The 13,480-nt window shown below is 40.1% G+C and carries 13 protein-coding genes; 12 read left to right on the top strand and 1 reads right to left on the bottom strand.

What is annotated here, in order from left to right; all coding sequences use genetic code 11:
- The first annotated feature begins 28 nt into the window (after positions 1-28).
- From A7968_RS02060 to A7968_RS02030, 7 genes are all read left to right on the top strand, one after another.
- Positions 29-439 carry an ExbD/TolR family protein gene (locus A7968_RS02060; RefSeq protein WP_064664908.1) on the top strand — a complete coding sequence of 137 codons (411 nt, stop codon included), beginning with the start codon at positions 29-31 and terminating at the stop codon, positions 437-439.
- 9 nt (positions 440-448) lie between these two features.
- Complete coding sequence (locus A7968_RS02055; protein ID WP_064664907.1) at positions 449-1,054, top strand: energy transducer TonB; 606 nt, start codon at positions 449-451, stop codon at positions 1,052-1,054.
- 18 nt (positions 1,055-1,072) lie between these two features.
- Positions 1,073-2,380 (top strand): tetratricopeptide repeat protein, encoded by a 1,308-nt coding sequence (locus A7968_RS02050; RefSeq protein WP_064664906.1) that lies wholly within the window; start codon positions 1,073-1,075, stop codon positions 2,378-2,380.
- A gap of 316 nt (positions 2,381-2,696) precedes the next feature.
- A complete protein-coding gene (locus tag A7968_RS02045; RefSeq protein ID WP_064664905.1) occupies positions 2,697-4,301 on the top strand; it encodes a beta-helix domain-containing protein in 1,605 nt (534 codons plus the stop codon).
- A 96-nt stretch (positions 4,302-4,397) separates the two neighbouring features.
- Positions 4,398-7,100 (top strand): TonB-dependent receptor domain-containing protein, encoded by a 2,703-nt coding sequence (locus tag A7968_RS02040; protein WP_064664904.1) that lies wholly within the window; start codon positions 4,398-4,400, stop codon positions 7,098-7,100.
- Between the two features lie 224 nt (positions 7,101-7,324).
- Positions 7,325-8,467, top strand: a complete 1,143-nt coding sequence (gene asd, locus A7968_RS02035; RefSeq protein WP_064664903.1) for an aspartate-semialdehyde dehydrogenase — start codon at positions 7,325-7,327, stop codon at positions 8,465-8,467.
- Between the two features lie 282 nt (positions 8,468-8,749).
- Entirely contained in the window at positions 8,750-10,708 is a 1,959-nt protein-coding gene (locus A7968_RS02030; protein WP_064664902.1) for a methyl-accepting chemotaxis protein, read from the top strand.
- A 35-nt stretch (positions 10,709-10,743) separates the two neighbouring features.
- On the opposite strand, the gene A7968_RS02025 is transcribed toward A7968_RS02030, so the two are convergent.
- A complete protein-coding gene (locus A7968_RS02025; protein WP_193330446.1) occupies positions 10,744-11,553 on the bottom strand; it encodes an ion transporter in 810 nt (269 codons plus the stop codon).
- Between the two features lie 102 nt (positions 11,554-11,655).
- Between A7968_RS02025 and A7968_RS02020 the strand changes: the two genes are divergently transcribed.
- From A7968_RS02020 to A7968_RS02000, 5 genes are read left to right on the top strand one after another with little or no spacing between them, the layout of a single operon-like run.
- The gene (locus tag A7968_RS02020; RefSeq protein ID WP_064664900.1) at positions 11,656-11,877 is read left to right on the top strand and encodes a hypothetical protein; all 222 of its coding nucleotides are present in this window, start codon (positions 11,656-11,658) and stop codon (positions 11,875-11,877) included.
- Positions 11,870-12,142, top strand: coding sequence for a hypothetical protein (locus A7968_RS02015; protein WP_064664899.1), 273 nt, complete (start codon positions 11,870-11,872; stop codon positions 12,140-12,142). Before A7968_RS02020 ends, A7968_RS02015 begins: the two co-directional genes overlap by 8 nt.
- A gap of 12 nt (positions 12,143-12,154) precedes the next feature.
- Complete coding sequence (locus A7968_RS02010; protein ID WP_064664898.1) at positions 12,155-12,616, top strand: hypothetical protein; 462 nt, start codon at positions 12,155-12,157, stop codon at positions 12,614-12,616.
- 57 nt (positions 12,617-12,673) lie between these two features.
- Positions 12,674-12,868: a YwbE family protein gene (locus A7968_RS02005; protein ID WP_064664897.1), complete on the top strand. Its 195-nt coding sequence runs from the start codon at positions 12,674-12,676 to the stop codon at positions 12,866-12,868.
- Entirely contained in the window at positions 12,865-13,383 is a 519-nt protein-coding gene (locus A7968_RS02000) for a DUF4240 domain-containing protein (RefSeq protein ID WP_064664896.1), read from the top strand. Before A7968_RS02005 ends, A7968_RS02000 begins: the two co-directional genes overlap by 4 nt.
- Positions 13,384-13,480 lie beyond the last annotated feature (97 nt).

Raw genomic sequence — 13,480 nt, 5'->3', positions numbered from 1 at the left:
GACAGCCACATGCAATCAGGAGAATAAAATGAGAGCCCCATTAGGAAGCCTTTTTCAAGAAGATGAAGCAGAAGAAATTAACATGACACCTATGCTTGATGTTGTCTTCATTATGCTTATTTTCTTCATTGTAACTGCCTCTTTTGTTAAAGAAGCAGGCATAGATGTGAATCGCCCGGAAGCCGCAACTGCGGTTAAAAAAGAACGCGCTAATATCTTAGTAGCGATATCTGATAAAGGTGAGATTTGGATCAACAAACGTCAAATTGATGTACGTGCAGTACAGGCGAATATTGAGCGTTTAAAAGCTGAAAACCCACAAGGTAGTGTGGTTATCCAAGCCGATAAAAAAGCCACCACTGACACCTTAATCAAAGTGATGGATGCTGCGCGCGCTGCTGGTGTGTTTGATGTGTCTATTGCGGCTCAAGAAGCGTAAGGGTTAACAATGCGTTATTTAGTAGCATTAATTGTAGCCGGTGTCGTCACCTTTATGCTGTTTTTAGGCATGCAGGCGCTGATCACCGGCGGTGAAGGGGCAATGACAGAGCCCGCTAAAGGTAATGTGCTTGATTTTGTACGCCTGAAAAAAGAAGAAACAGTACAAAAGAAAGAGCGTAAACCACAAAAACCACCAACACCAAAAGAGCCGCCACCGCCTATGGAATCACCGCAAATGCAAAACAGTGATCCAAATGCATCGGCGTCTAATTTTGACTTTGGTGCCAGTGTTGATGCAGATGTTAGTCTCAGTGGTGGGTTAGCGCTTGATTCAAGTGACGGTGAGTACCTGCCGATTGTGAAAGTGGCACCTGTTTATCCGCGTAGAGCATTATCACGCGGTATCGAAGGCTATGTGATTGTTGAATTCACCGTAACTAAACAAGGCACAGTTCGTGATGCCAAGGTAGTTAAAGCAGAACCAGAGTCATTGTTTGACCAAGCGGCGATGGATGCGGCACTTAAGTTTAAATATAAACCACGTGTGATCGATGGCGAAGCTGTCGAAGTTGCGGGTGTACAGAATAAAATTTCTTTCCAAATTAACGGCTAGAAACAGAGGATTGCGATTATGAAATTATTAAAAACAGCATTAGTGTGTACTTTTGCGATTGGCACTAGTGTTGCGCTGCCAAGTTTAGTCTCTTTGTTGCCAGGTGTTACGCTTGGTAGTGTTTACGCACAAGAACAAAAAACCACTAAGGTGCCAGCCCTGCGCGAAAAAGTGTATAGCCAATTGGCCCGTGCACAAAAGTTAGCCGATGATGGCGACGCTAAAGCAGGACTTGAGGCGCTTGATAGCATCAAAGAACGTTCTTCTAGCATGAACTCCTATGAAATTGCCATGATGCATAATTTTTATGGCTTTATTTATTACAACGAAAATGATTTGCCTAAAGCAATTGCATCATTTGAAAAGGTGATAGCAGAAGAAGGTATTCCAGAAACATTACGTGTCAGCACTACGTTTAGCTTAGCGCAATTAGCAATGGCAAACAGTGATTACAATAAGGTAATTGATTTCTTAGCTAAGTGGGATGCAATTAATACCAAGCCTAAAACTGATGCCTATTATGTACTTAAATCGCAGGCATATTATCAGTTAAAAGATTACCAAAAAGGCATTGATAATATTAACTTAGCGATTGCCCAAAGTGATAGTGAAGGCAAGGTACCAAAAGAAAACTGGTTAGTACTGCAACGCGCCATGTACTACTCACTTAATCAAACTGACAATGTTGTTGCTGTACTTGAGCGTATGGTAAAGCTTTATAACAAGCCTGAATACTGGGTGCAACTCGGTGGTATGTATGGCGAAACAGGCAAAGAAAAACAACAGCTAGCAATCCTAGAAGCGGCTTATCAGCAAGGCTTTTTAACGTCAAAATCAGATTTACGTCAACTTGCCCAAGTGTACTTATACAACGGCTTAGCGTTTAAAGCGGCTGAAGTGATGAGTAAAGCGATTGAATCAGGCGTTGCTGAAAAGTCAGCGAAAAATTACGCATTCATCGCAGAAGCCATGGTCCAAGCCAAAGAAGATAATAAATCAGTTACTTACTTTGCTAAAGCGGCAGAGCTTTCGGATCACGGTAAGTACGATCAACGTATGGCTGAAGTACTTGTTAACTTAGAGCAATTTGAAGATGCCGCTGATGCAGCCCGAACGGCGCTTGATAAAGGCTCACTTGATTTTGAGTCAAATGCGTACGTTGCTTTAGGTATGGCGCAGTACAGCTTACAAAATTTTGATGCCTCTATCTTAGCGTTTGAGCAAGCTGAAAAGCATAAGAAATCGCAGCGATTGGCTGAACAATGGATCAAATATGTCAAGCGTGAAAAATTACACGCGGAAACATTACGCACCGCATTGTTATAATTTGCCACTGCTATTATTGTAATTTAAACGCTGCCAGTTTGATTACAAAACCTGTTTTATAATCGCAACACCAAAACCGCCTTCGGGCGGTTTTTTTCGTTTCAATATTCTCTAACAAATTGTTATTTAAACAGATTACATTGTCATTTTATGTTTATTAAAGTGTAACTGTATTGTCACACAGCTCCCGTAAAGTATCACTCGTTGAAAAAGTTAAGTGACCTTAATACATGGTTTATATGTTTTAAAGTGACCTACAGAAAACTTAATGCGCTAATAAAATAACTAAATATTAATTACCCAAATGGAGTGAACAATGAAATTTTCTGGCTTATTTAAAATCAGTCTTGTGGCTGCTGCTATGACGCTTGCAGGTTGTGGAGGTGATATTGAGATCACTCCAACTGTTAACGATAATAGTACGACTACAGATAACAGTGTGAATAATTCTAATAATACTAGTGGGGGTGGTAACACTGATGATTTTGAGTGTGCTAGTTATGAGTCAGATGCAGGTACTGTGCAAGGTATTTTTGATGGTAAAGATTGTACGTACAATGATTCATTCGCAAGTAAATCTATAGAGATCACTAGTAATATCACTTTCAAAGAAATCCCTGATGGTGGTGTTCACTTATTAGCCGATGCTTTATTAATTGGTAATGATGGTGATACAACTAGCGGTTTTGTGGTGCCTGAAAATGGGCCTACTTTAACAGTAGAGCCTGGCGCAACACTTGCTTTTCAATCTGGTGAAGCAATAATCCGTATTGCCCGTGGTGCTAAAATTCAAGCAAACGGTACAGAAGCTAAACCAATTACATTCACGTCTGCGAATGCTTTTGACCGTTTTGATAGTGCAGGTAATGGCGCTCGTTATGCTGATTGGGGCGGTATCATAATCAATGGTAACGGCATTACTGATCAATGTACTGATGCAGAGCGAGCAGCAACTACATGTAATGTGCCATCTGAAGGTATTACAAGTTACTTTGGCGGTAATGATAATAGTGACTCAAGCGGTAGCATTAAGTGGGCTAAAATTTGGTATGCAGGTTCAGGCCCTAAAGTGGGTGGTGAAGGCGATGACCTTAACTCACTAACGCTTAATGCTGTGGGTTCCGGTTCAGTATTTGATTACTTGCATATCCACCAAGGTTTTGATGACGGTATCGAGTTTTTTGGTGGTGCAGCGACAATTAAACACATTGTTGTTACTGATACGCAAGATGATTCATTTGACTTCGATGCAGGTTGGCAAGGTAAAGGTCAATTCTTATTTGTTCAACACGGCACTGTAACACTTGCTGATGGCACAATTGCAAATATGGGTAATAATGGTTTTGAATCAGACGGTGTTAAAGGTGAATCTTCTGCTGAAGTGGCACCAAGTAATCCAACCCTAGCAAATATTACGGTTATTACTACTGACGCTAAGTCAGTACGTGATGATGACCCTTCACAAGCTTTTAAGTTTGACGATGAGTTTAATGCTAATATTTATAATGCTTTGTTAGTTAAGAAAAATGCAGTGGAAACGAGTTGTATCGAGCTTTCTTCTGATGGAGAGAAACAAGCCGATAAAATTATGTTTAATAATTCTGTTATGGCTTGTTCATCAAACTTCGCAGAAACAGATACATTTGCGGGTGGCCCACTAGCAGCTCAAACAAAAGCTTCTTGGTTTGAAAATGGCGGTAGTAGTGAAGTTTTAACGGATGATGTTGTAGTATTCGCTGATAATGGCTTCGCTACTAATACAGCCTCTACAGATATAACAATCGCTGCTAATGATTTAACTATTCTTGATGATAGCTTTTTCGAAACTGTGGATTACATCGGTGCAGTATCTGATCAAGATACTAGCTCTAGCTGGTACAAGTGGGTTGAAACTGCTCTTGCAGCAGCTGCTCAAGACTAATACCTGCTCATTTAGAGTTATGAAATGTAGGCGCCTTCATGCTTAGTCACAAGCAATTGGCGCCTGTTTTTTATCAAATTGATTAGGATGTAAATCATGTCAAAACAATATAGGCTGAGTAAACTGTCACTCGCAATTGGCCTGGGATTGTTTATTCACACTAGTTATGTAAGCGCAGCAGACGAACAACTCGAAAATAACGAAATTGAAGAAGTTGTTGCTGTTGGTACACGCCTTCAAGGTAGCGCAGCTGCCGTAGTTGAAGAGCGTAAAAATCAAGCTTTTGTTGCAGATATACTAGGTGCTGAACAACTTTCAAGAACTGGTGATAGTGATGCTGCATCTGCACTTCGCCGGGTTACTGGTTTAACGCTCGTAGATGGTAAATTTATTTATGTGCGTGGTTTAGGTGAACGTTATTCAAGTGCTCGCTTAAATGGTGCATATGTTCCAAGTCCAGATTTAACTAGAAATGTACTGCCATTAGATATATTCCCAGCGAGTATTATTGAGAGTATGGCGGTACAAAAAGCCTACTCGCCAGATATGCCAGCAGCGTTTGGTGGTGGTAATATAGATATTCGCACTAAATCAATTCCATCAGAGTTTACTGCTGGCGTTGAACTTGGAGTTGGGTATAACACTTCTGCTAATGATGGTTATAAATATTCAGGTACAGACAGTGCAATTCCACAAGCATTAAAAGATGCAATTGTGCAATACCACGGTAACTTTAGTGTTAGTAATATTGTAAGCAGAGACCTTTTAGTTGATAGTGAACAAGGCACTCGTGCTGAGCAAGCTACGGCTATTAATAACCAATTACTTAAATCACTGCCGCGAAATTACGCATTAGAAGAAGATTCAATTGATCCCGAATATGGTGTTAAAGCACATATAGGCAATAGTTACGAAGAGTCTTATTTTGGAGGCAAAATCGGTTTTTTACTCTCTGGTGCCTATGTAAATGAATGGGATTCTAGAACACAGTTCTCATCAGTTATTACACAAGATCAAGAGGATTTAGAAAACTGCTCAACTACGTTGAAAACATCGGAAGATGTTGCCGCATCTTGTTACAATACATTAAAAGACTCTACAGTTACGACTGAAAATGAGCGCTATAACTTAACTGGAAGTGTTGGTTATTCTTATAAAACTCATAGTATTTCAGCGCAGCATTTATACATTGTAGATAATGAAGATGAAACTGAAGTTTCAATTTCTCAAAGCCCTGCGGGCAGTTCTACATTTAGTATTGCAGGTAATGGCATTGCAAACCGTAACCATGAGTTTAACCTAGAGCAAAGAGAGTTAAATATTAGCCAATTTTTAGGCCAACATACTTTCCTTGATTACTGGGGGGTTGGTTTTGATTGGCAATATACACGCTCTGAAGCGACTACAGATATTCCAACAAATGCTAACTATAAATTTAGAGACCAATACGATAGTGAAGGTAATTACGCTGGGTCAACAATCACAGGTGATGACAACCGTGTGATCATGTCTTATACAGACATGGAGGAGCATGTTACTTCATACGGTGGTAATTTTAACCTGCCACTTACTTTTGATTCTATGGAGGTAGAATTCAAAGTTGGTTATGATTTTTCAGATAGAGCACGTGTGTATAATACATCAAGCTTTACAGTTAATAACAGCTCAGGCTCACCGATCACAATAAACGATGGTACAAATGATCCTCTTGCTAATAGCGGTTATCTTTCTGATGAGTTTATCGATAATAATGGTGTCTTAGTCGACTTTAATGAGCCAACAGCTCCTGATGCTGATGATTATATCGCTGCGCAAAAAATAGATGCGGGATACGGTTCTTTTGATGTTATCTATGATCAATGGCTACGTGTTAGCGGTGGTATTCGTTATGAGCAGTTTAGTCAATCATCTGTGGGCACTTCGAGTTTAATCTTTGATGGTGAAGACCTACAAAATATTTGGTCTCCTGAAAAGATTGAAGCAGGGACTATCTTAGAAGATGATTGGTATCCAGCTCTGTCGTTAACCTACCTAGGCGGTGAAGATTATCAAATTCGTGCTGGCTATGGTGAAACTGTTGTTCGACCTGATTTTCGTGAAGTTGTACCGGTTACATACTTTGATCCGCTCACTGATATTCGTACTTTTGGACGTGTTGGCCTCAAAAGTAGCCCGATTAAAAACTACGATTTACGTTATGAATACTATGGCCAAGCTGGTAACTCATTCAGCGTAGCTGCATTCTATAAAGATATTCAAGCGCCAATTGAAACGGTATTAAGAGTCGGCGACGATGATTACTCTGCTAGTTTTGTTAATGGCGATACAGCAGAAGTTTACGGTGTTGAAGCAGAGTGGTTACAAGACCTTACAATGCTAACGGAAGGTCTTTTCACCAGTGGTAATATTACATTGAGTGACTCTGAAGCGACTATCGACCCTGCATTAGCTGGTAATTTAACTAATCCTAAAAAGCGTATGACAGGTCATTCAAAATATGTCGTTAATATGCAATTAAACTATGATTCACCCGATGGTATTCATAGTGCATCATTAGTCTATAACGTTTTTGGTGAACGTATACTTGCTGCCGGTGTAGCTGGACGTGATGATGCCTATGAGCAACCATTTAACTCATTAGATTTAGTTTATACTTGGTATCCAGATTTTAACTCTAAAGTTAAGTTCAAAGTACAAAACTTACTTGGTGAAGATAAAGAAGTTACTCAGTCAGATATCATTGTTCGTTCACGTGATGAAGGCACTGAACTAAGTCTCAGTTACTCTTACGAGTTCTAAAACATAGCCTAGGAAGGCGAATATAAAAACTTACAATAATTGCCCTACCTTGTGTAGGGCTTTTTTTGTGCCGTTATTAATTTCAGAATTAAAAAAAGCATATGAAATAATTTTAAGTTAGCTGTTATTGACTAGTTTTGCTGGGTATAGGGTGCTAGATTAACTGTTCTAAAAATTAAATCTCACGCAATGAATTTTAATTTTTAATGAATTAGGTATTTCTTATGACTCAAACAGTGGAACAAACAATGAAAAAAGTAGGATTAGTCGGATGGCGGGGCATGGTTGGCTCTGTATTACTAGAGCGTATGCAACAAGAAAATGATTTTGCTCATATCGACACCACTTTTTTTACCACCTCGCAAACAGGTCAGCTTGGCCCAGATTTAGCAGGTCCTGCAAAGCCATTACTTGATGCTATGGATTTTGACTCACTGGCAAAAATGGACATTATCATTACTTGTCAAGGTGGGGATTACACCAAAGCTGTGTATCCACAATTACGTGAAGCAGGTTGGGACGGCTATTGGATTGATGCAGCGTCTGCTCTGCGCATGAGCGACGACAGTATTATTGTACTAGACCCTGTCAATAAAGACGTTATTGAACAAGGCCTTGAGCAAGGCGTTAAAACGTATGTGGGTGGTAACTGCACAGTTTCATTGATGTTATTAGCGCTGGGTGGTTTATTTGAGCAAGATTTGATTGAATGGGTCAGCCCAATGACTTATCAAGCAGCCTCAGGTGCCGGTGCCCGTAATATGAAAGAGCTGATCGCGCAAATGGGCTCTATCCACGCAAGTGTGGCTGACAAATTAGCCGACCCGCAAGCGGCTATTTTAGAAATTGATAAACTCGTCACGCAGCAAATTGCGTCAAGCGATTTACCACAAGATCAATTTGGCGTGCCACTTGCGGGCAGCTTGATCCCTTGGATTGATGTACCAATGCCATCAGGTCAATCAAAAGAAGAGTGGAAAGCGCAAGTTGAAGCGAATAAGATTTTAGGTTCCTCTAAGCAACCTGTGCCTGTTGATGGCTTATGTGTTCGCATTGGTGCAATGCGTTGTCACTCACAAGCGATGACAATTAAGCTTCGTGAAGATATCAGCGTGGAGAAAATTGAACAAATCTTAGCGTCACACAATGAGTGGGTTAAAGTGATCCCGAATGAGCGTGATATTACGGCTACAGATTTAACACCAGTTAAAGTGACTGGCACATTAAGTATTCCAGTAGGACGTATTCGCAAACTAGCCATGGGCCCTAAATATATTAGCGCGTTTACCGTTGGTGACCAATTATTATGGGGTGCTGCAGAGCCACTTCGCCGCATGTTACGTATTATTGTTGACGGCCAAGGTTAAGATTTTTTGATTATTAAAGCGGGTGTTATGAGTTTATAGCGCTCATAAAACTGTTTTGAGTTTATAAAAGCACTGAATGCGATTGCGTTTAGTGCTTTTTTTATTGATTGGCTGTCTTAGCTTGGTAACTGCACCGCTACAAAGTGATTTTACTCGGCGACTGTAAGCACATCACAAATACCTGATCCAAAGGGGGTTTAAGGATTTTAGTGGTTTTGAAATCATTTTCTTGCTGCCAATGCTTTTCGCGCCTATATTAATAAAAAAGTTGGGGCGTACTGAATGAATATTTCAAGAAAACTTAAGTTATCGTTTGCGTTAGCAATCGTGTTACCACTATTAATTATTGCTTCACTGGTTATTACTCAAACTCGAAATCAAGCACTCGATAACTTTGAAATGCTCAGCGACCGCGAAGCAAGTCAAGTTGATAATGCTATGCAGATGTTTTTCTCTGAGATTGAAAAAAACGTCGACTTTTTAGCCTCTCATCCAGATGTTGTATCCGCACAAAAAGATGTCAAAACCTATGTTTCATCGAATTCAGCTACGCAGCTTATGCATACTCAAGGCACTAGCACGGAAGCTAATGCTTATCAGCTATTTAATCACTTTGGTGAAACTCACTCTGGGCTTGCTTATATTTATATGGGCAATGAGCAAGGCGGCTATATTCAGTGGCCAGAGGGGGAAGTAAATGCCAAGTATGATCCTCGCCAAAGACCTTGGTACACGGCTGCTAAGCAAGCCAATGGCAATGCTATTCGCACCAACGCCTATTATTGGGAAATAGATGACACTGTCATTGTCTCAACAGTCAAAGCAATTAAAAATAACGGGCAAATAGTGGGTGTGCAGGGCATGGATGTGTCTTTGCAAGGACTTACCGATATTATCGCAAATATAAAACTTGGCGAAACCGGTTATCTGATGCTGGCAGAAGACAGTGGCAATATTTTAGTTGACCCTAAACACGACAATTATCGCTTTAAACAGTTAGGTGAAGTTGCAAATGGCACATACAAAGTATTGGCAAATAACCGCGATGGCCAATTTGAACTTAATTTAAATGACACCGTTTATTTAGTAAATATTTTCAGCTCGAATAAACTTGGCTGGAAATACATTGCCTTGGTTGAAAAATCTGAAGTGATGGGACCAGTTAACACGATGACATGGACCATTTTGGGGCTCAGTCTATTATTGATTGTGGTTTTCATCGCGATTGCCAGTTACATCTCTAAATTAATTGCCGGTCCAATCGTTGAAGTGAGCGATGGCCTAACTGAAATTTCACAAGGTGGCGGTGATTTAACCAAGCGATTAGTGATCAAAACCAAAGATGAAACGGCAAAACTTGCGAATAGTTTTAATTTATTTTTAAACCTGATTGCGGAGCTGGTTACGCAAATCAACGAGTGCGCTAAAGATGTCTCTGATGCATCGCAGCAGACCTCTTCACAAGCAGGGCAGTTAACAGGGGCGACCTCACAGCAGCAGCAAGCACTGGAAATGGCAGCCACAGCAATTAACGAAATGGCCGCGACCGCCAATGAAGTGTCGGCAAGCTGTGCTAATGCGGCGGATCTTGCAATGCAAACACAACAAGCGTCAGAGCTTGGTCAATCGGTGATCACACAAACTGTGCAAAGTGTTGAACAACTCTCAGTGGTGATCACTAAAGCCAGTGCTGATATTTCACAGCTTGATGCTGAAAGTGAAAACATCATGTCTATTTTGAATGTTATTCGCGGTATTTCAGAGCAAACAAATTTACTGGCCCTCAATGCTGCAATAGAAGCAGCGCGAGCAGGAGAGCATGGTAGAGGCTTTGCTGTTGTAGCCGATGAAGTACGCGCATTGTCGCAACGCACTGCTGAATCAACGCAAGAGATTGCATCACAACTTGATAAGCTACGTAGTATGTCTGCGCAAGTGTCTAGTGAAATGAATCGCAGCCTTGAAAGCACCCATAAAACGGTGGAGTTATCACACTCGGCACAACAACAGTTTGCTGAGATCACCACATCGATTGCAACTATCAGTGATTTAAATACACAAATAGCGACCGCTGCAGAAGAGCAGCAACATGTTGCAGAAGACATCAACCGTAATGTTACTGAGATAAAACATGTTGCCGATGATGTTAGTGATATTGCGAATGCGACACACGAAAATGGTGATAAAATGAATCGACTTTCGTCAGTATTAACTGAGTTGGTAGGAAAATTTAAAGTGTAATTAATAGGAGGCCAGCTAAGCTGGCCTATTTTTTACTATGAGCGTTGATTTTTTATTAGTTGTGTAAGCTCTGCAACTTGTGCTTTGAGCTCATTAACTTGTCCTTGGGTTGCAGGCAAAGAGTCTACATCTGCTTGCTCTTCTCGGGCATTGCGATGCTCTTCGGACATTACTTCAAGAATTGCGCCGACCATCATATTTAAAAACACAAAGGCGGTTAGGAATATAAACGTCAGGTAATAAATCCAGCTCAGTTTATAGACCGCCATGGTTTCATACATTACGTCGGTCCAATCTTCAAAGGTCGCAATTCTAAATAGCGTTAGCATTGAGATTGATACATCACCCCAGAGTACTTGGTTTATATCTGCAAATAACATACTGCCTGTAGCGGCATAAATATAAAAGATCACAAACATTAACAAGGCGATATAACCCATTTGCGGTATCGCTTTGAGCAATGAGTTTACTAGCAAGCGTAGCTCCGGGATCATTGACACTAATCGTAGTACACGGAATATACGCAGTAAGCGAGCTATAAATATGGTTGATCCCGCAGCAGGGTATAAGCTACCTACAACGATAATGAAATCAAAAATATTCCAGCCTTTGCTAAAAAAGTCTTTGAGACCTTTGCTTGCTACATAGCGAATAATAAGTTCGATTAAGAAAAACACGGTTATGCCAACATCCATCCAATGCAACGCAAACTCTACAGTTGGGTGTAATGAATAGGTATGCGCACCAACGGTCAGTGCTGAGACAACAATAACGGCAATAACAAATGATTGAAATATTTTACTTTTATCGATACGCTGGAACAGCTCTTGTAACTGCGACAACATCATAATGAGCCCTTAACGGTTAGTGATATAAAACGTCTGCAATATACAGTAAAATCACCAAGGATGAATTACTTTTCCTGTTAAAAATGTAAGGAATTTTTAATGCTTTTTAATAAGCTAAAATATGTCATCGGTGCTGTGATAGCACTTTTCTTAACCGCTTGTAGTACCGATGCGCGATATCACGAAATTCAATCTGCCCGACTAGGAGAATGTAGTTACATGGCAGATAAAGAGTACCATGAATGCGTAAAACGCCAGCAAGATAGCTACGACGAATATAAAAAGAGCAGAACAACTGAGCACGCAGAAAAAAATGACTAAAACAGAAAAGCAATTGGACAAAGCACTTCGTAAAGCTCTAACCATAGCTTGTGAAAATATAAAAGATCAGTGTACTGGTTTTAGTCACTTGACCCATGCCGTTAATCTAAAAAAAATACATGACAGCTTGCATGTGAGTTGTTTTTTTATCGATGAACTATCACTGTCAGAGGCGACTGAACAGCAACAATTACCCGCTATTGAAAATGAGATCAAAGCACAGCTTTCAGCCATTAACATTAAGTCACCGACAATAAGCTTTTGAGCGAACTTACTTATGATTAGCGTATTTTCAAATTTATCTAACAAGCAGAAACAATACAGTTTATTAGCACTTGCATTGCTTTTTTTTATTCTAGGCATTTATCAAGTAACAGCATCAACTAATGAGACTCCGATACCTGTTTTTAGTAATGGCTTTATAATCTCAATTGCATTTTGGGCGTTTTCGCGTCGTTACAGCGATAAGTTTATACAACAACATTCGCTAGTGAATGCCATCACTCGAGTTAATAATGAGCTCGTGATAAAACAGGCGCCAATAAAAAAGATATCTGAGGTTGATATCACAAGGATTAGCAAAATCACAATCGCTGACAATTACTTAAGTTGTATTCTTGATGGTAATGGGCAAGGTTTTGATTTTCAAATATTGGGTAGTGTTAGCGAGATAAATACGCATCTAGTATCAATTTTAACTACTAATGAACGACAAGCTATTGTTATTAGCATTGTTTGATTTGGTATAGCGTTCACATGCAGCTATAATCCAACAAAATAGTAAAAGAGATCCATTATGGCAGTACCTACTCGTTCGCAAATTACTCCGGGCACCGAAGTCAACATTGTTTTAAAAGAAGATCAACGTAGCGGCACATTAACACAGGGAGTTGTTGAGCGCCTTTTGACTAAATCACCTAATCACCCGCATGGCATTAAAGTGCAATTAGAAGACGGCCAAGTAGGGCGAGTGAAAGAGATCCTGTCATGAGCGCACTTTCATCTAGCGAGTTTTGGCAATTAGTAACGGTGGAAGATCGAACCGCCGAGCCAGAGTCGGTAAGCGAACGATTAAAAGCGTTATTAAGCGACTTGACTGACGAGCAGCTGATTGAGTTTGATAAGCAATTTAGCCTTTGTATGCGCCAAAGTTATACGTGGGAGTTATTCGGTGCGGCATTTGTAATGGCTGGTTGTAATGATGACTATGGTTTTTCAGAATTTCGTTGTTGGTTGATCTCTCGCGGTGAAGCTGCTTTTAAAGCTGCACTTGATAATGCCGATTCTCTAGCTGATTGTACTCCTGTTTATCATTTAAATGAGCAGCCTTATCCGTATTTAGATGAATACGACTTAATCGCGGGTTTATTGTACGAAGAGCGAAACGAAGACGAATTGCCGTTTGTACCTTCAGGCCTTGAACAGCCACAAGGTAAACGCTTCAAAGATAAACCTAAGTTTTTAAAGTTAGCTTACCCGCAACTTTTTGCTAAGTATTGGCAGTAATACGTGATTTTATTCAATAGCTTAGATAAGTGTTTAGGTTATTGATGTTATTTTAATTATTGTAGTTATGCTATGCTGATGTTACACACCATGAATA

The sequence above is a fragment of the Pseudoalteromonas prydzensis genome, from assembly GCF_001661495.1.
In the GTDB taxonomy this organism is placed as follows: Bacteria; Pseudomonadota; Gammaproteobacteria; order Enterobacterales; family Alteromonadaceae; genus Pseudoalteromonas; species Pseudoalteromonas prydzensis.
Note: the sequence above shows the minus strand (reverse complement) of the source record. Positions and strands in the feature narration are given on the sequence as shown.